Source organism: Streptomyces sp. NPDC031100, assembly GCF_055570785.1.
In genome coordinates this window covers 354,226-373,753 of record NZ_JBVIGN010000008.1, presented here as the reverse complement: position 1 = coordinate 373,753, position 19,528 = coordinate 354,226, and the positions used below count along the sequence as shown (strand labels likewise).

The window sequence follows — 19,528 nt, the reverse complement described above, 5'->3', positions numbered from 1 at the left end:
CCCGCCGACGGAGCCCCGCGGCGGGGTGCGTGCTAGCGTCACGAATCGGGGCAGGTCGCCGGTCACGGGACGGGGCGGCGAACTGGACGAGAAGCGGCCCGGAACACCAAGAAACGCGGCCGAGAACAGAAGACGGGACACGGGGAGTGCCTTCAGGTGGCCACAGCCGAGCCGACACGCGCCGACCACGCCGATCCGGACCCGGGATCCGGCCCGCGAATACGCCTGTCCACGGCTGACACGGACGGTCATCACGAGGACCGCACGGACAGTCACAGGGACGGTCACACGGACGGCGGTACGGACAGTCGTACGAACGCCGGTACCGACGGACGGGCGGACCATGGTCCGGACCGCGGCCCGGACAGCCGGACCGGGGCACGGCCGGGCCGCCTCGCCCGTCTCCTCGCCGCCGCCGAGCCCCTCCGGCAGCGGCTCCTGCTGCACCCCGTGCTCTCCCTCACCGCGCTCTCGGGCGCCCTGCACATCATCTGGTTCTTCACCTTCGCGAACAGCGGCGGCGACCTCGCGGCCCAGGACGCCTGGGCGGAGTTCGTCGGCCGGCACCCGGACTCGGCGTACAACCTCGCCTGGTACGGGGGCATGCACCCGGTGTCGTACAGCGTGGTGTCGCCCTATCTGATGTCGCTCCTCGGCGTCCGTACGACGATGATGATCGCCGGGACGGTCTCGGCCGGTCTGCTGACGCTGGTGCTGATCCGCAGCCGGGCGGTGAAGAACCCGCTGTGGGCCTCGCTCGCCGGGGTCTTCGCGCTGATCTGCAACGCGATATCGGGGCGGGTGACCTTCGGACTCGGCACGGTGTTCGCGCTCGGCGCGGTCGCGGCGGTCTTCTGCTGGCCTTACCGGTGGCGGTACAAACGCTGGGCGAAGGCCCTGGTCGCCGCCCCGCTGGCCGCGCTCGCCACGATGGCCTCGCCGGTCGCGGGCCTGTTCGTGGGCCTGGTCGCGGCCGCGCTGTTCCTGCAGAAGCGGCGGCCGGGCGCGTGGGCGCTGGGGCTCGCGCCCTCGGCGGTGGTCGCCGTGTCCGCGTGGCTGTTCCCCTTCTCGGGCACCCAGCCGATGATCTTCGGCTCGGTGATCATGCCCCTGCTGTACGGCCTGCTGTGCCTGTTCCTCGTCCCCAAGGAGTGGATCACCGTACGGCTGACGGCCGGCGTCTACAGCCTCGGGGTCGTCCTGGTGTGGCTGATCAGCTCGCAGATCGGCTCGAACATATCGCGCCTGCCGATGATGTTCGCGGGTGCGACGCTGATCGCCGCGCTGCCGTACACGGTGCCGCGCTCGCGCAAGTTCTATGTGACCGTGCTGGCCTTCCTGGGCTTCGCCGGGTGGATCGGCTTCAAGTCGGTCGACGACATCCTGCACACGACGCCGGCCGCGTCCTGGGCCCGTGAGCTGGCCCCGCTGGTCAATCAGCTCCAGAAGGTCGGCGCGGAGAAGGGCAGGGTCGAGGTCGTCCCGGCGCGCTCGCACCGCGAGGCCTCCGCGCTCGCGCCGTACGTCAACCTGGCCCGCGGCTGGAACCGGCAGGCCGACATGGAGCGCAACCCGCTCTTCTACGACGACACGCTCAACTCGGCGAACTACCACGAGTGGCTCCAGCGGTGGGCCGTGCACTTCGTCGTGCTGCCGAAGGACAACCCGGACGGCGACGGCGGCGAGCGCGAGCGGGCGCTGCTGCAGCGCGGGATGCCGTACCTGAAGCAGATCTGGGGCGACGCCAACTGGCAGCTGTTCAAGGTGACCGACCCGGCGCCGCTCGCCGAGCCCGACGCCCTGGTGCAGCGGGCCGAGCAGGGCGAGATGACGCTGGAGGTGCGCAGGGCCGGGCGGATCCTGATCAAGATCCCGTACTCGCCCTGGCTGAGCATCGTCGACGGACAGGGCAAGAGCCTGAAGCCGCCCCAGGAGACGCAGGCGTCCAAGCATCGGGCCGAGGGCATGCCGAAGACGTACGACAACGTCAACGGGTGCCTGATGGAGACGCCGGAGGACGCGGACGGGGACAAGTGGACGATGTTGCTGGCGCCCAAGGCCGGGACGTACCACTTGGCTGCGCCGTACCAGTTGCCGCGCGGCACTCCCTGCCCGGACGAACTCAAGACACCCTGACCCTCAGCGGAGCCGGTCCACGTACGTGTCGGTGCCCGGCACCGTCGGGATGAACGGCGCCACCAGCTCCACCCTGCCCAGCCCGGCCTCCGCCACCTGCTCGTCCAGGCCCGTGAAGTGCCCCTCCCAGCACTCCCGCGGGTCCGTCTCCAGGAACCACAGCAGCGTCAGCCGGGTGTCCACGCCCTCGACCTGCTTGACGTAGGTCATGCGGTCGCCGGGGAGGGGGGTGGGCCGGAAGACGGTGACCATCGCGGTCGGGGAACCCGTCAGCCGGCGGGGCAGATGGCGGGTCCGGAGCCACTCCAGCAGCCGGGCCCGCTGCTCGGCCGAGTCCGCGTCGACGACCTCCACCACCAGGCCCGTGTACGGGTGGTCGAGGGCGTGGAAGTCCCTCGGGCCCGCCGCGCCGTCCCGGTACACGGTCGCCTCGTGATCCTGGAACGCCGTGAAGACGTGGGTCCGGTCCTGGTACACCCGCGCATCGCGGTTGAGGCGCCTGTTGATGGCGACCGTCCACTTCATGTGGTCGTCGTAGCGGCCGTCGGTGATCCAGTACGTGGAGATGTAGCAGCCGGCGGTGACGGGCTGGGCGACGGCCGACTTCTCCGGGTAGCGCAGGAGTTGCAGGTCGCGGGTGGCGACCCAGCGGCGGCCGGCGTACATCCAGGGCATGGCCATGGCGCCGGCGTAGTAGTGGTCGTCCTCGTACCAGCGGTTGTAGGCGTACTCGTGGCCGGGGTGCGGCTCGACCATGGTGATCAGGGCGTGGCCGGGGTGGACGCCGTAGGGGCCGACGGCGGCCAGGTCGGCGTACGTCTCGCTGCGGGTGTCCTCGCTCATGCGGTTCCCCTTTCCTGCGGTCGCCCATACTCTGACGCTCCGTCAGATGAAGCGCCATAGCCGGGGAGGCCGCAATGTCTCTGCTCGCAGGCAAGACCGTCGTCGTCTCAGGTGTCGGGGCCGGGCTCGGCCATCAGGTCGCGGCGGCCGTCGTACGGGACGGCGGGAACGCCGTGCTGGGGGCGCGCACCGAGGCGAACCTCGCCAAGAGTGCGGCCGAGATCGATCCGGGCGGCGGGCGCACGGCGTACCGGGCGACCGACATCACCGACGAGGGGCAGTGCGAGGCGCTGGCGGAGCTGGCGCGGGAGCGGTTCGGGGCGGTCGACGCGGTGGTGCACGTGGCGGCCTGGGACTCGTACTTCGGCGGGCTGGAGGACGCGGACTTCGCGACCTGGCAGTCGGTCGTCGACGTGAACCTGCTGGGGACGCTGCGGATGACGCGGGCGTGCCTGCCGGCGCTGAAGGCGGGCGGCGGCGGGTCGGTGGTGTTCATCGGGACGCAGTCGGCGGTGGCCGCGCCGTCCCAGGTGAAGCAGGCCGCCTACGCCGCCTCCAAGGGGGCGCTGACCAGCGCGATGTACTCGCTGGCGCGGGAGCTGGGGCCGTATCGGATCCGGGTCAACACGGTGCTGCCGGGCTGGATGTGGGGGCCGCCCGTGCAGGCGTACGTCCAGTTCACCGCGCACACCGAGGGGGTGCCGGAGGCGGACGTGCTGGGGCGGCTGACCGAGCGGATGGCACTGCCGGAGCTGGCGACGGACGGTGACGTGGCCGACGCGGCGGTCTTCCTCGCCTCGGACCGGGCACGGTCCATCACGGGGCAGCAGCTGCTGGTCAACGCGGGGGAGCTGATGCGCTGATATTCATGTAGGTGAACAGCGGTCATCAAACAGAACATTTTTAACTGGACTTGACCTTCCTCTCGCTTGTCGTGTTCACGTAGCCGGTCTCACGATCGGGCACATGAACAGTCTCGACTGGGCCGTGCTGATCGGCTACTTCGGAGTGATGGTCGCGATCGGCGTCTGGTCGCACAAGCGCGTGGACAACGTCAGCGACTTCTTCACGGCCGGCGGCAAGATGCCCTGGTGGCTGTCCGGCATCTCGCACCACATGTCGGGCTACAGCGCGGTGATGTTCACGGGGTACGCGGGAATCGCCTACACCTACGGCGTCACCTCCTTCATCACCTGGTCCTTCCCGATCGCGCTCGGCATCGCCATCGGCTCGAAGCTGTTCGCACCGCGCATCAACCGGCTGCGGTCCCGGCTCCATGTGGCCTCCCCGCTGGAGTACCTGAAGAACCGCTACAACCTCCCCACGCAGCAGGCGCTCGCCTGGTCGGGGATGCTGCTGAAGATCGTGGACGTGGGCGCCAAGTGGGCCGCCATCGCGACCCTGTTGTCGGTGTTCACGGGGGTGTCACTGAACCAGGGCATCCTCGTCACCGGCGCCATCACCGCCGTCTACTGCACGATCGGCGGCCTGTGGGCGGACGCGCTGACCGAACTCGGCCAGTTCGTCATCCAGTTGCTGGCCGGCATCTCGATGTTCGTCGCGGTCGTGCTGAAGCTGAACGACCAGAACATCGGCTTCTTCGGCGCCTGGGCCGAGCCCGCGCTGCACGGCCACGGCAAGCCGCTGGTCGGCCCGTACGGCACGGTCTTCCTCCTCGCGTTCCTGTTCATCAAGCTCTTCGAGTACAACGGCGGCATGCTCAACCAGGCCCAGCGCTACATGGCGACGGGCAGCGCGTACGAGGCCGAGCGGTCCGCGCGCCTCTCCTCGGTCCTCTGGCTGGTCTGGCCGGTCGTCCTGTTCTTCCCCATGTGGATGTCCCCGCTGCTCGTCCACGCGCAGAAGCCGGACGGCTCGGACTCCTACGCCCTGATGACCGAACAGCTGCTGCCGCACGGCCTGTTGGGCCTGGTGATCGTCGGCTTCTTCTCGCACACGATGGCCATGTGCTCCTCGGACGCGAACGCGATCGCCGCGGTGTTCACACGGGACGTGGCGCCGGTGGTGTCGGCGAAGGCGCGGTCGTGGAGCGAGCGCTCGGGCCTGATCGCGGCCCGCGTGACGACGGTCGCCTTCCTCGCCCTGTCCATGGCGGTGGCGACCCAGGTCAACTCCGCCGCCTTCAAGGACATCATCACGGTCGTCATCAAGTGGGTGGCCGGCCTCATGGGCCCGATCGCGATCCCGATGATGCTGGGTCTGCTCCGCCCGTTCCGCCGCTCCGGCCCGACGGCGGCCCTCACCAGCTGGGCGGCGGGTCTGCTCGCCTTCTGGCTGGTCAACTACCCCGTCAACTGGAAAGTCGACGGTGGAGTCCCGCTCCAGTACCAGGTCTCGGTCCCGCTGGCGGTCTCCCTGGTCCTGTACATCCTGATCGGCTACCTGAAGCCGGAGGACACCCCCGAGCGCCTGGCCGTCATCGAGAGGGTCAACACGGACGGGGACGCGGCGGCGGCCGTACCGGTGCCCGCCGCTGCCGGCGACGACGTGCTGGGAGCCCCGAACCAGCCCCGGTAGCCTACCCGTTGATCTTCAACAGGCAGGAACGGGGAAACGATGAGTCTGAACGAGATGCGTGCGGCCTCCCGGCTGGTGGGCCGCCGCACCACCCTGCGATATCTCGCCATCGGCGTCGGCGCGTCGCTGCTCGCCGCGTGCAAGAGCAACGGGAACGACAACAAAGGCGGCGACGGCACGGCGCACGGCGGCGGCAGCCCGTCGGGTGCCACCGGCGTGACGGGCAGGGCGTTCGCGGCCTTCGTCCGCGGCTCCTGGAAGGTCACCTCGCAGCCGCCGGGCGCGCACGCCGAGCCGTACACCTACACCGTCACCGTCGGCGACGGGACGTGGAGAATGGACGCCGGCGGAAGGTCGCCGAAGGGCACGTGGGCGCTCCAGGGCGGCCGGCTCGCCCTGCAGGTGCCCGAACGGCTGGACCCCGACAGCAAGGACATGGACGACGCCGCCGCCGCGAACGTACCGGCGACGGTGGGCGACTCCGTCTCCCTGATCCTGCCGTGGCAGCCGCCCGGCACGGCGGGCACCGGCTCCGGGGAGCGGCTGGACGTGGAGTACACCAAACAGGCGGGTCTGCGCATCCGGCACTTCGACGCGCACGGCAGCATGACCGTCCACCACTGCGTCCGGGGCTGAGAGCCTGTGTCATATCCCCGGTCGGATCAGCGCGCGGCGTCTGGTGCGTGCGATCGCAAGGCGCCGGAGCGCCCTCGTGGCGGAGCCACGTGGGTGGTTCGGCAACGCGGCGAGCGTGCGTGCCAGGCGTCGCGCGCCCGGCCGGGGATATGACACAGGCTCTGAGGTCAGGCCCGCGGATAGCGGGCCAGCCAGCCCGGGGACGACCCGGCCGGACCGTGCAGCGCGGGCCCCTGGGTCAGCTCCATCGCGAAGTCGTCGGCGAGTTCCAGGATCGTCGGCCGCCCTTCCAGCTCGGTCAGCCAGGCCGGCGGGAGGGCGGTTTCGCCGTGGAGGGCGCCGAGCAGTCCCCCGGTCAGCGCGCCCGCCGCCGCGGAAGGCCCGCTCTGGTTGACCGCGAGGCACAGGCCGTGGCGTACGTCCTCCCCGACCAGCGCGCAGTACACGGCCGCGGCCAGCAGCCCGTCCGCCGTGCCGTCGCCGGCCAGTTCCTCCACCCGGCTCGGGCCGGGCAGGCCCTGCCGTACCGCGCCGAGTGCGTGCTGGAGGGCGTCGGAGACGGGCTGGTGGCCGGGGCGGGCGGCGAGCAGGGCGAGGGACCGCTGCACGGCGCCGTCCAGGCTCTCGCCGCGGGCGAGGGCGTGCACGATGACGGCGTACGCGCCCGCCGAGAGGTAGGCGATGGGGTGGCCGTGGGTCTGGGCGGCGCACTCCACGGCCAGCTGGACGACCAGTTGGGGCTCCCAGCCGACCAGCAGGCCGAAGGGCGCGGAGCGGGCCACGGCCTCCGGGCCCAGCTCGCCGGGGTTCTTCGGGGTCTCCAGCGTGCCCATGGTCTCGTCGCCGAACCCGACCAGCAGGGACCGGGTCGGGTCGCGGCGGGCGTACAGCCACTCCTCGCGGGCCAGCCAGCCGTCGTCCTTGCGGCGCTCGTCGGGCCCCCAGTCCCGCTGGGTGGCCGCCCATCGCAAGTAGGCCCGGTGCAGGTCGGTCGGCGGATGCCAGGCGCCCGTGTCCCGGCGCACCTGGGCCCGGATCAGCCCGTCGACCGTGAAGAGGGTGAGCTGGGTGTGGTGCGTGACCGTGCCACGCCGCCCGTGCCCGAAGGCCAGGTCGAGCAGCCCCTCGGCGCCGTACACCGAGCGGATCTCCTCCAGGGCGAGCGCGTCGGCGGGCCCGCCGAGCGCGTCGCCGACGGCCACACCGAGCAGGGTGCCGCGCACGCGGCTGCGGAAGTCCTGCTGCTCGGCGCGGCCCCAGACGGCGACGGTTGTCGCACCCACTCAGACCTCCTCACGGCACCGTCCGTACGTACGACGCTCAGCACTGTAATCGACCGAGGACGATCGGTTCACGGGGGCAAATCGGCTCCGCTCGGTCATTCCGCACAGCTACGGCCATCCGTCCTCGAGCCGTTGCCCGGATCCGGGAAGGTCAGCCGCCGTCCTGAGGCCGGGCGGTCCTCCTGCGCCTGGGCGCCACCGCCCTGCGGATCTCCTCGGTGGCCGCGCGGAACGCGGGTGCGGCATGCTCGAAGTAGTCGAAGAGCAGCGCCCGCTGCTCGGGGGTGTAGCGGGCCAGGACCTCGGCGATGTGGCGGCGGGCGGGGCCCACGACCTCCTCGATTCGGCCGAGCGCGTCCGGGACCGGCTCGACGATCACCCGCCGGCGGTCGCTCGGGTCCGAGGCGCGGCGCGCGTACCCCGCCCGCTCCAGGCGGTCGATCAGGCGCGTGGTGGCGCCGGTGGTCAGCCCGGTCCTGGTGGCCAGTTCACCCGAGGTGAGCCCGCCTTCCGCCGCGATCAGGCTGAGCGCGTACCACTCCGACGCGTGCAGGCCGGCGGCTTCCGCGCTGGCCATGCCCTGGAGGCCCACCGCGTCGAGGTACTGACGGAAGATCACATGCTCGTCCCCGCCACCCAAGGGGGTTGCCATCAACGGAGTCCTCTCCTAAATTTATCTGCACGGATGCAGATACTGCTTGCGTTCAGAATCTGCATGCATTCTAGCGAGCAGAGGAGACCTCCACCCATGTCGAACACCACCACCGACGTCGCCGCCGTCACCTCCGTACTGAACGACCTCGCCACCGCATGGGAGCGGCACGACGCCGACGCCTACGGCGAGTTGTTCACCCCGGACGCCACCTACATCACCTACGTCGGCACCTTCTACCAGGGCCGCCAGGACATCGTGGACAGTCACCGCGCCCTGTTCGGGGGCTTCCTCAAGGGCACCAAGCTCGCGGACGAGATCCTCGACATCCGCTTCCAGGGACCGGATGTGGCGGTGGTCAACGGACGCGGCGACACCTACAAGGGCACACGACCGCGCAAGCTCACCAAGATCCAGACGTACACCCTGGTCCGGCAGCACGACGGCGAGTGGCGCATCGCGGCCTTCCAGAACACCAAGCGCAAGCCGCTGATGGAGTCGATCTCCTACAGGTTCGCCCCGGACCTCGTACCGGCTGCGGAGAGGTGAGGCCAGTGTCACACTCGGATCCGCCCTCGGCGCCCTGGAGGGCCAGGCCTCCTGGCTCTCCACCGGGGCCCACGCGGAACCACTCTGGCGCAAAGCGGTCGGGAGAACTCCGCCTCCGCCGGGGGAGAATTCAGCCATGACCACCACCCCCACACGCAACTCCGGCCTCAGGCTTGCCGCCGGCGTGCTCACCGGCATACTCGCCCTCTACATCGCCCTGGTCGCCCTCGGGAACATCACCGACTTCGGGACGAACCAGCAGTTCGTACGGCACGTGCTGGCGATGGACACCACGTTCAAGGACGACGACCTGATGTGGCGGGCCATCACCAGTACGGGGCTTCAGGACACCGCCTACGTCGCGATCATCGTGTGGGAGACGGTGGCGGCCCTGGTGCTGATCTGGGGGACGTATCTCTGGGCGCGGCGGAAAGACGATCTCGCCCGCCGCTTCTCCACCTACGGACTGCTGATGATGCTGCTGCTCTTCGGCGCCGGATTCATCGCGATCGGCGGGGAGTGGTTCTCCATGTGGCAGTCGAAGACGTGGAACGGGCTGGACGCGGCGACCCGGGTGTTCCTGCTCAGCGGCGTCGCACTGATCGTCAACCAACTGCCGTTCGGACAGGGCGGACGGGCCGACGCCGCATGACCCGTGGCATCCCCGGGGCGGGGGCCCGGAGCGGACAACTGCGGCGGATCGCGGAGCGCCGGGCCCCGGCGGGTCGTTCGACCGGGCAGCGCCCCGCCCCTCCGCCGGGAGCGCGTCGCCCGGGCCACCACCGGAGGGCTCCGGAGCAGGGGATCATGGAGGACTCTCCGCGGTAGCAGCCGACGGCGGATCCGGCCGATCCGACCCCCGCCCCCGGGTCCCCTCGTCCGAGAGAACCGGCTACTTGACGACTGTCACCTTGGTCCCCTGGTCGCCGAAGGCCCACAGCGCGGCCCCGTCCTCCTGGTGCATCCGGATGCCGCCCAGCTTCTTGCCGTTCGCGGGCGGCGGCGAGGAGCCGTCGAGGGCGTTGGAGAAGGCGATGTTCACGCCCGAGGCCTTGGTGAAGTACATGATGTGCTCGATCTGGACGCCGTCCGAGCCCTTGAGGGACTGGATGCGCAGGGTGACCGAGTACTGGCCGGGCTGCGGGCTCACCGTGCCCGGCCACACCGCGAACGTACGGCTCGCCTTGCCGGTCGCGTCCACCAGCCATACGCGCTTCTCGCCGAGCGAGTAGACGACCCGGCGGCCCGTGCCGGACTGCTCCGGCAGCGCCGGGGGTCCCGGGGGCTTCGCGTCGGCGGACGCGTGGGCGCCCGCCGACGCCGACGCATGGGGCTTGGCCGTCGCGGCCGTGGGATGCGGCCCGTGGTCCGCCTGGACGGCGAGGGCGACGACGGCCGCGGTCGCCCCCACCGTCAGACCGGAGACCCAGGCCCACGAGGGCAGTCGGGCAGCCACGGGTACGCATCTCCTCCGCTACGGGTCCCCTCTCAGCACGAGGGTCGGATCATCGTACTCAGTCCGGGCTCAGTCCAGGACAGGCAGCAGGTCGGGAAGATGCCCGTCCGAGGCCTCCGCCGCCCGCTGCCGCTCCTGGGGCACCTCTCCGTACAGGGTCGTGCGCGGCTTCGCCGGGCGGCCGGCCGCCTCGGCCACCGCCACCAGGTCGCGGATCGACTTGTACGAGCCGTACGACGAGCCCGCCATCCGGGAGATCGTTTCTTCCATCAGCGTGCCACCGAGGTCGTTCGCCCCGGAGCGGAGCATCTCCGCCGCACCCTCCGTGCCCAATTTGACCCAGCTTGTCTGGATATTGGGGATCCACGGGTGCAACAGCAGTCTCGCCATCGCCGTCACCGCGCGGTTGTCCCGCGTGGAAGGGCCCGGCCGTGCGATGCCCGCCAGGTACACCGGCGCGTTCGTGTGGATGAAGGGGAGCGTCACGAACTCCGTGAAGCCGCCGGTTCGCTGCTGGATCCCGGCCAGCGTTCTCAGGTGGCCGAGCCAGTGCCGGGGTTGGTCGACATGGCCGTACATCATCGTGGAGGAGGAACGGATGCCCAGTTCGTGGGCCGTCGTGATCACCTCGATCCACGTGGCCGTGGGCAGCTTGCCCTTGGTCAGCACCCAGCGGACCTCGTCGTCCAGGATCTCCGCCGCCGTACCCGGGACGGAGTCCAGGCCGGCCTCCTTGGCGGCCGAGAGCCACTCCCTGATCGACAGGCCGGTGCGCGTGGCGCCGTTCACGACCTCCATGGGAGAGAAGGCGTGCACGTGCATGCCGGGGACGCGCTCCTTCACCGCCCTGGCGATGTCGAAGTACGCCGTCCCGGGCAGGTCGGGGTGGATGCCGCCCTGCATGCACACCTCGACCGCGCCCACGTCCCACGCCTGCTGGGCGCGGTCCGCGACCTGCTCCAGCGACAGCGTGTACGCGTCCGCGTCCGTGCGGCGCTGCGCGAAGGCGCAGAAACGGCAGCCCGTGTAGCAGACGTTGGTGAAGTTGATGTTGCGGGTGACGATGTACGTCACGTCGTCGCCCACCGCCGATCTGCGCACGTCGTCGGCCACCCGGCACAGCGCGTCCAGCGCCGGGCCGTCCGCGTGGAACAGGGCGAGGGCTTCGGCGTCCGTCAGCTTCGTCGGATCGTCGGCCGCCGTGCGCAGCGCCTGGCGTACGTCCGTGTCGATCCGCTCCGGTGCCATGCCGGGCGCGGCCGCCTCGCGCAGTGCCTCCCAGTCGCCGTAGACCTCGTCGAAGTCGTCGCGCCGGTCGCTCGTACGGCCCTCGGTGTCGATCGTGCGGTGCAGGTCCGTGCGGCCGGTGGGGACGAAGGCCTCCTCCGGCTCCTGCCACGGGTGCCCCTCGACCACCGCGTCCGGGCGGGCCAGTCCGGTCTCCGGGTCGGCGAGCGCGTCGACGTGCGGGCGCAGGCGGGGGTCCAGCCAGGGTTCGCCGCGGAGGACGAACTCCGGGTAGACGCAGAGGCGTTCGCGCAGTTCGAAGCCCGCGGCGCGGGAGCGCTCGGTGAGTTCCTCGATCTGCGGCCAGGGGCGTTCCGGGTTGACATGGTCGATGGTCAGGGGCGACACCCCGCCCCAGTCGTCGATACCGGCGCCGATGAGCCGTTCGTACTCGCTGTCGACCAGGTTGGGCGGGGCCTGCAGACAGGCTGAGGGCCCCATGATGTGCCGGGCCACGGCCACGGTGGCGACCAGGTCGTCCAGTTCGGCGTCCGGCATGCCACGCATCGCCGTGTCCGGCTTGGCGCGGAAGTTCTGGATGATCAGCTCCTGGATGCCGTGGTAGGCCCGGGAGACCTTGCGGAGGGCGAAGAGGGACTCGGCGCGCTCCTCGTAGGTCTCGCCGATGCCGATCAGCAGGCCTGAGGTGAAGGGCACGGAGGAGCGTCCGGCGTCCTCCAACACCCGCAGCCGTACGGCCGGTTCCTTGTCCGGGGAGCCGTGGTGCGGGCCGCCGGGCTCGGACCAGAGCCTTTCAGCGGTCGTTTCCAGCATCATGCCCATACTCGGCGCCACCGGCTTCAGGCGCTGGAAGTCCGTCCAGGTCATGACGCCGGGGTTGAGGTGGGGCAGCAGGCCGGTCTCCTCCAGGATGCGGATGGAGATGGCGCGGACGTAGGCGATGGTGTCGTCGTAGCCGTGCGCGTCCAGCCACTCGCGCGCTTCCGGCCAGCGGTCCTCGGGCTTGTCGCCGAGGGTGATGAGGGCTTCCTTGCAGCCGAGGGCGGCGCCCTTGCGGGCGATGTCCAGGACCTCGTCGGGGGACATGAACATCCCGTGGCCCGCCCGGCGCAGCTTGCCGGGGACGGTGACGAAGGTGCAGTAGTGGCACTTGTCCCGGCACAGCCGGGTCAGGGGGATGAAGACGCTCTTCGAGTAGGTGATGACGCCGGGCCTGCCCGCCGCCTGAAGGCCCGCGTCCCGTACCCGGGCGGCGGACGCGGCGAGGTCGGTGAGGGCCTCGCCGCGGGCCTGCAGGAGCACCGCCGCCTCGGCGACGTCGAGGGCGACGCCGTCCCGGGCACGTTTGAGGGCGCGACGCATGGAGTTCTCGGTCGGGCCGGTTCCGGAGGTCGCGGAAATCGTCATCTCTTGAGCATACGTTCGGGCTGATCAAGCCAGCGGGGTCCCATCGGGCCTACAGGAAGCTCGCGTACTCGTCCAGCACCCGCAGCACCTCCGGCTCCCCCGCCGACGGCAGTTGGACGACGGTCTCCTCGATGCCCAGCTCGGCGTAGTGGTCGAGCTTGCCGGGGGTGGGGTGGACGGCGTACGGCACCACCTGGAGGGCGGCCGGGTCGCGGCCGGCGTCCGCCCAGACGGAGCGCAGCACCGGCAGCGCCTCGGTGAGCCCGCGGCCGCCGATCGGCAGCCAGCCGTCCGCGTACTCGGCGATGTGCGCGAACAGCTTGGGCCCGGCGGCGCCGCCGACGAGGGTGCGGGGGCCGACGACCGGGCCGCGCGGCTTCTGCACCGGCTTGGGGAACGCGAAGCTGGGCCGCACGCCGCCGAACTCGCCCTCGTAGCCGACCGGTTCCTCGGACCACAGCGCCCGCAGCAGACCCATGCGGTCCCGGACCAGCTCCCGGCGGCTGCGCCACTCGACACCGTGGTCGGCGGCCTCCTCCACGTTCCAGCCGTAGCCGAGGCCGAGGGTGAAGCGGCCGCCGGAGAGGTGGTCGAGGGTGGCGATCTGCTTGGCCAGGTCGATCGGGTCGTGCTGGGCGACCAGCGTGATCCCGGTGCCGAGCGCCAGCCGCTCGGTGACGGCCGCGGCCTGGCCGAGCGCGACGAAGGGGTCGAGGGTACGGCCGTACTCGCGCGGCAGGTCGCCGCCGGCCGGGTACGGGGTCGTCCGCTCCACGGGGATGTGGGTGTGCTCGGGCAGGTACAGCCCGGCGTAGCCGCGCTGCTCGAGTGCGCGGGCGAGACGGGTCGGGGTGACGGTCTCGTCGGTGAGGAAGATGGTCACGGCGATGCGCATGGGTCATCTGTACCCGGATCGGCATGAGAAGTCCATACCGACTGGTCGGCATCTACGACGACGAGGGTCGTCACGGCGCCTCCCGTGCGCTCGATACCCGCCGATTTCCTTCCCTTCCCTGTGAGTTCACACCCGCGGGGAAGGCTCACCGGCATGTGTGATGACGACGCAAGGCTCGGAAGACGTGCCCTGTTCGTGACGGGCGCCGCGGCCGCGCTTACGTTGGGAAGCGTGACCTTCGCGAGAGGGGCGGACGACATGCACCACGCCGAGACCCGTACGGTACGCGGGACTCTGCCGCCCGGCTCGCCCGACTTCGTGTACGTGCCCGTCGAAGTACCCGAAGGAACCAAGGAGATCAAGGTCTCCTACGCCTACGACCGCCCGACCGTCCCCACCGGCACCCCGGGCAACGCCCTCGACATCGGCATCTTCGACGAGCGGGGGACCGAGCTGGGCGGGGAGGGCTTCCGCGGCTGGTCCGGCGGGGCCCGCACGGAGTTCTACGTCCGGGCCGACGACGCCACGCCCGGCTACCTCCCCGGGACCATCAACGAGGGCACCTGGCAGATCGTCCTCGGCCCCTACACCGTCGCCCCGCAGGGACTGTCGTACGAGCTCACGATCACTCTCTCCTACGGCGAGCAGGCCGCCGTCCCCGAACCCGTGTACCCGCGGCAGCGGGCCAAGGGCCGCGGCCGGGACTGGTACCGCGGTGACTGCCATCTGCACTCCTGGTACTCCGACGGCCGCCGCACCCCCGCCGAGATCGCCGCGCTCGCCCGCGCCGCGGGCCTGGACTTCATCAACAGCTCCGAGCACAACACGCACTCCGCGCACGCCCACTGGGCGGACGTCGCGGGCGACGACCTGCTGGTGATGCTGGGCGAGGAGGTCACCACCCGCAACGGCCACGTCGTGGCGCTCGGCACGGACCCCGGCACCTTCGTCGACTGGCGCTACCGCGCCCGCGACCACCGCTTCGGCCGGTTCGCCCGCCAGATCCGCCGGTCCGGCGGCCTGGTCGTCCCGGCCCACCCGCACGCCACCTGCGTCGGCTGCAACTGGAAGTTCGGCTTCGGCGAGGCGGACGCCATCGAGGTGTGGAACGGCCCCTACACGCCCGACGACGAGGTGGCGCTGGCCGACTGGGACAGCATGCTGGTGGCGTCCGTGCGCGAGGGCCGGGCCTGGATCCCGGCGATGGGCAACAGCGACGCCCACCGTGACCCCGACCCGGTCGGCTCGCCGCAGACGGTGGTCCTCGCCGACGACCTGACCCGGGAGGCGATCCAAGAGGGCATCAAGGCGGGGCACAGCTACGTCGCCGAGTCGAAGAACGTCTCGCTGGCCTTCACCGCGTCCGGCGGCAAGGGCGAGCACGCCGGCATCGGTGAGCGGCTGGCGGTGCCGGACGACACCCCGGTGACGGTCCGCCTGGAGGTTTCCGGCGCCCCGCGCTGCTCGGTCCGCTTCGTCACGGACCAGGGCGTGCTGTTCACCGGCGCCCCGCTGCCGGTGGCCGGCTCGGGGGTGGTGGAGTGGCGCACGACCCCGTCCTACGCGGCATACGTCCGCGCCGAACTGCGGCACGAGACGGCGGCGGGACCGCTGCCGGGGGCGCTGGCCGCGTTCACCAACCCGATCTTCCTGGGGCACCCCTGAAGCCGCTCGATCAACGCAGTGGGTGTGATCAGGCACGGCGCTGGGCTATGAGGAGACGCAGTTGACGACTTCAATCTTCGGAGTCGAAGACCAGGGTCCGGAGAGGGGGGTCAGTCCACCACCTGTGGGTCACGGAAGTAGAAGACGACTGCCACTCCCATACCCGGGGTGTGCGTATACACGACCGTGATCGCCTCGGCCGAGTCATGGGCGAGGGGTGTCGTATACGTGTATTCCACGGACGGGGGCCGCCAGCCGGGGATCTCCCGGCCCACCGTCGGGTCGCGGCGGATGGCGGCCAAGGCCTGCCCGACGACTTCCCGCTCCCCCTCCGTCAGGTCGCCGAACGCCTTCCTGGCGGGCTCGGCCTCCTCCAACGGGACTTCGTTCACGCGCCGCCGCCTTCCGGTCGCGCGTCTTCCAGGGCCGTCATGATTTCGGGCGAATTCCTGATCAGGACCCGATGCCGGTAGGCCCGGACCACGGCTGCGGCGCCGGCGAAGTCGTTGGTGGGAGAGGCTCCTATGGCTGCCGCCAGTTCCTCCTCGAACCGCTCCCGGTCGCCCGGGAAGCCGTAGCGGCTGAGCGCACTGCGCAGGTCGTCCACCGTCCGGATCTCCGGCAGCGGCATCGCTCCCCAGCCGTGCTCGGGCTGTGCGCTCATGATCAGCTCCTGATGAAGGGGCATCGCTCCACCTCCCAGTATGGCCCTGGTCACCACGCCGCCCCGCCTCCGCACTCGGCCCACAGCAGCTTGCCGCCCTTCGACGCGCCCAGCTCACGGAGCACCGACGCGCCCCAGGCGTCCGCACAGGCCCGCACCAGGTGCAGTCCGCGGCCGTGCTCGGCGTCCGGTGGGGGTTCGGGAGCCGCATCGTTCGCAAAGCCCGGCGGTACCCGCGGATCCGTGTCCCATACGGCCACCCGTACCCGCCCGGGTTCCGCCGACAGGAAACAAAGTGCGTACGGCCCCTTGGTGTGACAGTGCGAGTTGGCCAGCAGTTCGGCAACCAGCAGCTCCGCGGTGGGGGTGAGCTCGGGCATCTCGTGCGCGGCCAGAATCAGACTGAGGGCGCCCCTTGCGATACCTGGTGCGCGTGGATCGTGCGGGAGATGCAGGGTGTAGTTCCAGGACGGGGATACGGTGGCCAAGGGAAGTCTCCGATCAGTGAGGGGAGTTGGACAGGTGCCTGGTGTCTCTGCCGTGGCGTCCCACGGTGCACTTCCAGGTGGGGCGCCCAGCAATGACGATAGGGGTTCCGCAAAGCTGCTTTGCAAGGTTTCGAAGGAACTCAGCACCATTTGCCTCGTGTGAGTGACAAACCCGCTGTACGCCCGCTAGGAGGAGCTCCCATGGCGCCCAGGCCCGCGCCCACGGCCCGACGCGTCCGGCTCGGTGCTGAGCTGCGGAAACTCCGCGAGCGGGCAGGGCTGACCGCTACCGAGGCCGCACAGTTGCTCGGCACCAGCTCGGGTCAACTCAGCAATGTGGAGTCGGCGAGGTTCGGTGTGAGCCCCGACCGCGTCCGGGCGATGGCCAACCTCTACTCGTGCACGAACCAGCCGTACATCGACGCACTCGTCGACATGGCCACCGAGAAGACACGCGGCTGGTGGTGGGAGTCCTACCGCGAGGTGCTTCCGTCCGGGCTGCTCACCCTCGCCGAGCTGGAGCATCACGCGACGGCCATCCGTACCGCGTTCACCGCGCACATCCCCGGCATGCTCCAGACCACCGAACACGCCCGGGAGATCTTCAGCAAGGCGATCCCCGCTCCCACCCCGCCGGAAGTGGAACACCGCGTCTCGCACCGCATCAAACGCCAGGACGTGGTGTTCCGGGCCGTTCCGAATCCGTACAGCACCGTCATCCACGAAGCCGCCCTGCACATGCGGGTGGGCGGTCGGCAAGTGGCTCGTGAGCAGCTCAGGCATCTGATCGACATGAGCCTGCGGGACCACATCACCCTTCGGGTACTTCCCTTCGACGTCGGGGCGTTCCCTGGGTCGGGCCAGTCCATCAACTACCTGTGCGGTCCCGTACCGGAACTGGACACCGTGCAGCTGGACCAGTTCCACGGCCCCCTACTGGTCGACGCCGAGGCCCACTTGGAGAAGTACCGGTGCCTCCTGGACGTCGTAGAAGCCTCCGCCCTCGACCCCGAGAAGTCCCGGGACCTGATCCACGCCATTACCCAGAACCTGTGAAGGAGCCACCATGTCCACGCCCCGCTGGCAGAAGTCGTCGTATTGCCAAGAAGGGGAGGCCTGCGTCCACATATCCACAACCCCCACCGCCATCCACCTCACCGACCGCGCCACCCCACCCCAAACCATCCTCACCGTCAGCCCCGTCGCCTTCGACGCCCTGATCGACCTGTTGAAGTCATCCGCCGGACGGTGAGCCAACGCCCGCGCCGTCGGCCAAATCAGCAACCACCGCCGCGTGATCCGACGGCCACACCCCGTCCACTGGCCCGTCCCCGGCCCGCCGTACGCCGCGCACCGTACCGATGCCGCCGGGGCCAGCCGGGCCGCCCACATGGATGTAGTCGATGCGGGTGCAGGGCCCCAGGCCTGGATGGACGTACGGGTTCGCGTGGTCCCAAGTGGCGGACGGAGCCGCCGGGTCGGCGTACTCCGGATCTGAAGCCCTTCATCCGGGTCAACGTCGTCATCACGGCCGTCTGGACCGCCGCCTTCGTCCTGACCGCCGTCGTCCTCGCCGTGCTGGCCCACTCCGGGAACCCCCACCCTACGCCGACGACCGTCATCCAGATCGCCGGCTTCGCCGTCCCGATGATCTTCACCGTCCGCTACGTCGCCCACGTCCTGGCGAAGGCCCAGGCGGCAGCCGGGCAGGTGGCCCGGTGATCTCGGAGCACCGCTCCGGGATCTACGTCCCGGTCACAGGGACCTGGTCGTCCTGAACGCCGGCGACCTCACCCCTTGGCCCTGGTGCGGGTGTCCCGGCGCAGGCCCAGGATTTCGGCGACCGTGTCCAGCCAGCGGGCGGTGCGCGCCTCGCCCTCCGGGGTGTCGGCGAGCTGTGCGGCGGCAGGGTGACGGCGGCCGCGATGGCGCCGTCACCGAACCCGGAGGGCATGGGGAACGCTTCCGGTACTCGGGTGGGATGGGTCAGCGGACCGTGATCGTGTAGACGAAGAACGCCGGTCTGTCGTCCGGTGTGCTCGTCGCGGTCGGGTACGGGCTCATCGAGGCCTTGCCGGAGGCGGTCGCGCTCGGGAGCGGAGCCGCCGACTGGGTGCCGCTGTGGCAGCTGCCCATGGGGCAGTGCAGGAGCTTCACGATCGCCTTGCCACGCTTGCGTGCCGTGAAGTCGAAGAACTGGGTACCGTCGCCGCCGCCGATGTTGTCGCTGCCTTCCTCCTCTTCCCGCTTGCCCCGGTACTTCACCACGTTCGCGTCCGGCCGGGGCTCGGCCAGGTACCAGTTCTGCCCGAGCGCGGGGTTCGCCGGCACCTTCAGGGTGAACTCGTCCCCCGCGTCCACCGTGATGGCCTCACGCTCCTTGGTGCCGTACTCGTCGGCTCCCCCCGGACCACCGCAGCCGGACAGGACGAGTACGCCGGCTGCCGTGGCGGCCAGGGAGGTCAGTACGGTGCGCATGGTCACGGTTGCTCAGCCCTGCTGGAGGTAGACGGTGTCGCAATCGATCACGATCGCGAGGGAAGCTAACACGCGTCAGCCGTAAGCCCGTCCACGCAACACACGCCCCCCACACAGCTGCCGCAGCACCCCCGCGAGGCACGCGGCCGTTCGCCGGCCGTGGAGGAGAACAGGAGAGCCAAAAAGATGTCACGCAAGGCCGCCGACCTCAAGCACCGGATCGTCACCCGCTTCCAGCGCCACCTGGCCAACCCGCTCAACCGGCGCATCCCGACGCAGACCGTCCTGGAGACCACCGGCCGCACGTCCGGCCTGCCCCGGCCGACGCCGGTGGGCGGCCGCCGGGTCGGGGACTCCTTCTGGCTGGTCTCGGAGTTCGGCTTCAAGTCCCAGTACGTCCGCAACATCCAGGCCGACCCGCACGTCCGCATCCGCATCGGCGGCCGCTGGCACCACGGCACCGCCCACCTCCTGCCGGAGGACGACGCCGTGACCCGCCTGCGCGCCCTGCCCCGCTTCAACAGCGCGGCGGTACGGGCGTTCGGCACCGACCTGCTGACGGTACGGGTGGACCTGACGGACTGAGCCGG

General features: G+C 70.5%; 21 protein-coding genes and 1 pseudogene. 11 read left to right on the top strand and 11 right to left on the bottom strand.

Features of this window, described 5'->3' with window-relative positions:
* Positions 1-156: 156 nt before the first annotated feature.
* A complete protein-coding gene (locus tag ACZ5DS_RS24375; protein WP_468242084.1) occupies positions 157-2,136 on the top strand; it encodes an MFS transporter in 1,980 nt (659 codons plus the stop codon).
* 3 nt (positions 2,137-2,139) lie between these two features.
* Here ACZ5DS_RS24375 and ACZ5DS_RS24370 read toward each other — a convergent pair whose 3' ends face one another.
* Positions 2,140-2,979 (bottom strand): hypothetical protein, encoded by an 840-nt coding sequence (locus ACZ5DS_RS24370; RefSeq protein ID WP_468242081.1) that lies wholly within the window; start codon positions 2,977-2,979, stop codon positions 2,140-2,142.
* A 74-nt stretch (positions 2,980-3,053) separates the two neighbouring features.
* Between ACZ5DS_RS24370 and ACZ5DS_RS24365 the strand changes: the two genes are divergently transcribed.
* From ACZ5DS_RS24365 to ACZ5DS_RS24355, 3 genes are all read left to right on the top strand, one after another.
* Complete coding sequence (locus ACZ5DS_RS24365; protein ID WP_468242079.1) at positions 3,054-3,842, top strand: SDR family oxidoreductase; 789 nt, start codon at positions 3,054-3,056, stop codon at positions 3,840-3,842.
* Between the two features lie 103 nt (positions 3,843-3,945).
* Complete coding sequence (locus ACZ5DS_RS24360; protein ID WP_468242077.1) at positions 3,946-5,517, top strand: sodium:solute symporter family protein; 1,572 nt, start codon at positions 3,946-3,948, stop codon at positions 5,515-5,517.
* Positions 5,518-5,556: 39 nt separating this feature from the next.
* Entirely contained in the window at positions 5,557-6,153 is a 597-nt protein-coding gene (locus tag ACZ5DS_RS24355) for a hypothetical protein (protein WP_468242074.1), read from the top strand.
* 167 nt (positions 6,154-6,320) lie between these two features.
* Here ACZ5DS_RS24355 and ACZ5DS_RS24350 read toward each other — a convergent pair whose 3' ends face one another.
* Positions 6,321-7,436 (bottom strand): ADP-ribosylglycohydrolase family protein, encoded by a 1,116-nt coding sequence (locus ACZ5DS_RS24350; RefSeq protein WP_468242072.1) that lies wholly within the window; start codon positions 7,434-7,436, stop codon positions 6,321-6,323.
* A 151-nt stretch (positions 7,437-7,587) separates the two neighbouring features.
* A complete protein-coding gene (locus ACZ5DS_RS24345; RefSeq protein ID WP_468242070.1) occupies positions 7,588-8,088 on the bottom strand; it encodes a MarR family winged helix-turn-helix transcriptional regulator in 501 nt (166 codons plus the stop codon).
* Positions 8,089-8,184: 96 nt separating this feature from the next.
* Between ACZ5DS_RS24345 and ACZ5DS_RS24340 the strand changes: the two genes are divergently transcribed.
* Together ACZ5DS_RS24340 and ACZ5DS_RS24335 are read left to right on the top strand one after the other, a co-directional pair.
* Positions 8,185-8,637: an SgcJ/EcaC family oxidoreductase gene (locus ACZ5DS_RS24340; RefSeq protein ID WP_468242067.1), complete on the top strand. Its 453-nt coding sequence runs from the start codon at positions 8,185-8,187 to the stop codon at positions 8,635-8,637.
* Between the two features lie 136 nt (positions 8,638-8,773).
* A complete protein-coding gene (locus ACZ5DS_RS24335; RefSeq protein WP_468242065.1) occupies positions 8,774-9,289 on the top strand; it encodes a DUF2165 domain-containing protein in 516 nt (171 codons plus the stop codon).
* A 240-nt stretch (positions 9,290-9,529) separates the two neighbouring features.
* Here ACZ5DS_RS24335 and ACZ5DS_RS24330 read toward each other — a convergent pair whose 3' ends face one another.
* The 3 genes from ACZ5DS_RS24330 to ACZ5DS_RS24320 form a co-directional block, all read right to left on the bottom strand.
* The gene (locus ACZ5DS_RS24330) at positions 9,530-10,093 is read right to left on the bottom strand and encodes a hypothetical protein (RefSeq protein WP_468242063.1); all 564 of its coding nucleotides are present in this window, start codon (positions 10,091-10,093) and stop codon (positions 9,530-9,532) included.
* Between the two features lie 69 nt (positions 10,094-10,162).
* Positions 10,163-12,748, bottom strand: coding sequence for a bifunctional FO biosynthesis protein CofGH (locus ACZ5DS_RS24325; RefSeq protein WP_468242060.1), 2,586 nt, complete (start codon positions 12,746-12,748; stop codon positions 10,163-10,165).
* 49 nt (positions 12,749-12,797) lie between these two features.
* Positions 12,798-13,643 carry an LLM class F420-dependent oxidoreductase gene (locus ACZ5DS_RS24320; RefSeq protein ID WP_468242058.1) on the bottom strand — a complete coding sequence of 282 codons (846 nt, stop codon included), beginning with the start codon at positions 13,641-13,643 and terminating at the stop codon, positions 12,798-12,800.
* Between the two features lie 153 nt (positions 13,644-13,796).
* Here ACZ5DS_RS24320 and ACZ5DS_RS24315 point away from each other — a divergent pair, with 153 nt between their 5' ends.
* Positions 13,797-15,308, top strand: coding sequence for a CehA/McbA family metallohydrolase (locus ACZ5DS_RS24315; protein WP_468242056.1), 1,512 nt, complete (start codon positions 13,797-13,799; stop codon positions 15,306-15,308).
* A gap of 110 nt (positions 15,309-15,418) precedes the next feature.
* Here the strand turns inward: ACZ5DS_RS24315 and ACZ5DS_RS24310 are convergent, their stop codons facing one another.
* The 3 genes from ACZ5DS_RS24310 to ACZ5DS_RS24300 are packed head-to-tail and all read right to left on the bottom strand — an operon-like array spanning position 15,419 to position 16,460.
* A complete protein-coding gene (locus ACZ5DS_RS24310; RefSeq protein ID WP_468242053.1) occupies positions 15,419-15,700 on the bottom strand; it encodes a hypothetical protein in 282 nt (93 codons plus the stop codon).
* Positions 15,697-15,972, bottom strand: a complete 276-nt coding sequence (locus ACZ5DS_RS24305) for a hypothetical protein (protein WP_468242051.1) — start codon at positions 15,970-15,972, stop codon at positions 15,697-15,699. The genes ACZ5DS_RS24310 and ACZ5DS_RS24305 overlap by 4 nt, the downstream gene beginning before the upstream one ends.
* Before the next feature lie 50 nt (positions 15,973-16,022).
* Positions 16,023-16,460 carry an ATP-binding protein gene (locus ACZ5DS_RS24300; RefSeq protein WP_468242049.1) on the bottom strand — a complete coding sequence of 146 codons (438 nt, stop codon included), beginning with the start codon at positions 16,458-16,460 and terminating at the stop codon, positions 16,023-16,025.
* Between the two features lie 201 nt (positions 16,461-16,661).
* Here ACZ5DS_RS24300 and ACZ5DS_RS24295 point away from each other — a divergent pair, with 201 nt between their 5' ends.
* Complete coding sequence (locus ACZ5DS_RS24295; RefSeq protein ID WP_468242046.1) at positions 16,662-17,516, top strand: helix-turn-helix domain-containing protein; 855 nt, start codon at positions 16,662-16,664, stop codon at positions 17,514-17,516.
* A gap of 10 nt (positions 17,517-17,526) precedes the next feature.
* Positions 17,527-17,712, top strand: coding sequence for a DUF397 domain-containing protein (locus ACZ5DS_RS24290; protein WP_468242044.1), 186 nt, complete (start codon positions 17,527-17,529; stop codon positions 17,710-17,712).
* Here ACZ5DS_RS24290 and ACZ5DS_RS24285 read toward each other — a convergent pair.
* A pseudogene (locus ACZ5DS_RS24285) lies at positions 17,695-17,949 on the bottom strand (endonuclease/exonuclease/phosphatase family protein); the annotation flags it as partial. The gene ACZ5DS_RS24290 and the pseudogene ACZ5DS_RS24285 overlap by 18 nt on opposite strands.
* 86 nt (positions 17,950-18,035) lie before the next feature.
* Between ACZ5DS_RS24285 and ACZ5DS_RS24280 the strand changes: the two are divergent.
* Positions 18,036-18,182, top strand: coding sequence for a hypothetical protein (locus tag ACZ5DS_RS24280; RefSeq protein ID WP_468242042.1), 147 nt, complete (start codon positions 18,036-18,038; stop codon positions 18,180-18,182).
* A 264-nt stretch (positions 18,183-18,446) separates the two neighbouring features.
* Here the strand turns inward: ACZ5DS_RS24280 and ACZ5DS_RS24275 are convergent, their stop codons facing one another.
* Complete coding sequence (locus ACZ5DS_RS24275; RefSeq protein ID WP_468242184.1) at positions 18,447-18,938, bottom strand: protease inhibitor I42 family protein; 492 nt, start codon at positions 18,936-18,938, stop codon at positions 18,447-18,449.
* 186 nt (positions 18,939-19,124) lie between these two features.
* Here ACZ5DS_RS24275 and ACZ5DS_RS24270 point away from each other — a divergent pair, with 186 nt between their 5' ends.
* On the top strand, positions 19,125-19,523 hold the full coding sequence (locus tag ACZ5DS_RS24270) for a nitroreductase/quinone reductase family protein (protein WP_468242039.1): 399 nt from the start codon (positions 19,125-19,127) through the stop codon (positions 19,521-19,523).
* Positions 19,524-19,528: the final 5 nt, after the last annotated feature.

What these genes read in the sequence shown, in the direction of transcription:
- ACZ5DS_RS24270 (WP_468242039.1), top strand. Translation starts at nt 19,125, where the DNA reads ATGTCACGCAAGGCCGCCGACCTCAAGCACCGGATCGTCACCCGCTTC.
- ACZ5DS_RS24325 (WP_468242060.1), bottom strand. Translation starts at nt 12,748, where the DNA reads ATGACGATTTCCGCGACCTCCGGAACCGGCCCGACCGAGAACTCCATG.
- ACZ5DS_RS24305 (WP_468242051.1), bottom strand. Translation starts at nt 15,972, where the DNA reads ATGAGCGCACAGCCCGAGCACGGCTGGGGAGCGATGCCGCTGCCGGAG.
- ACZ5DS_RS24355 (WP_468242074.1), top strand. Translation starts at nt 5,557, where the DNA reads ATGAGTCTGAACGAGATGCGTGCGGCCTCCCGGCTGGTGGGCCGCCGC.
- ACZ5DS_RS24345 (WP_468242070.1), bottom strand. Translation starts at nt 8,088, where the DNA reads ATGGCAACCCCCTTGGGTGGCGGGGACGAGCATGTGATCTTCCGTCAG.
- ACZ5DS_RS24340 (WP_468242067.1), top strand. Translation starts at nt 8,185, where the DNA reads ATGTCGAACACCACCACCGACGTCGCCGCCGTCACCTCCGTACTGAAC.
- ACZ5DS_RS24360 (WP_468242077.1), top strand. Translation starts at nt 3,946, where the DNA reads ATGAACAGTCTCGACTGGGCCGTGCTGATCGGCTACTTCGGAGTGATG.
- ACZ5DS_RS24335 (WP_468242065.1), top strand. Translation starts at nt 8,774, where the DNA reads ATGACCACCACCCCCACACGCAACTCCGGCCTCAGGCTTGCCGCCGGC.
- ACZ5DS_RS24320 (WP_468242058.1), bottom strand. Translation starts at nt 13,643, where the DNA reads ATGCGCATCGCCGTGACCATCTTCCTCACCGACGAGACCGTCACCCCG.
- ACZ5DS_RS24315 (WP_468242056.1), top strand. Translation starts at nt 13,797, where the DNA reads ATGTGTGATGACGACGCAAGGCTCGGAAGACGTGCCCTGTTCGTGACG.
- ACZ5DS_RS24295 (WP_468242046.1), top strand. Translation starts at nt 16,662, where the DNA reads ATGGCGCCCAGGCCCGCGCCCACGGCCCGACGCGTCCGGCTCGGTGCT.
- ACZ5DS_RS24275 (WP_468242184.1), bottom strand. Translation starts at nt 18,938, where the DNA reads ATGCGCACCGTACTGACCTCCCTGGCCGCCACGGCAGCCGGCGTACTC.
- ACZ5DS_RS24290 (WP_468242044.1), top strand. Translation starts at nt 17,527, where the DNA reads ATGTCCACGCCCCGCTGGCAGAAGTCGTCGTATTGCCAAGAAGGGGAG.
- ACZ5DS_RS24370 (WP_468242081.1), bottom strand. Translation starts at nt 2,979, where the DNA reads ATGAGCGAGGACACCCGCAGCGAGACGTACGCCGACCTGGCCGCCGTC.
- ACZ5DS_RS24365 (WP_468242079.1), top strand. Translation starts at nt 3,054, where the DNA reads ATGTCTCTGCTCGCAGGCAAGACCGTCGTCGTCTCAGGTGTCGGGGCC.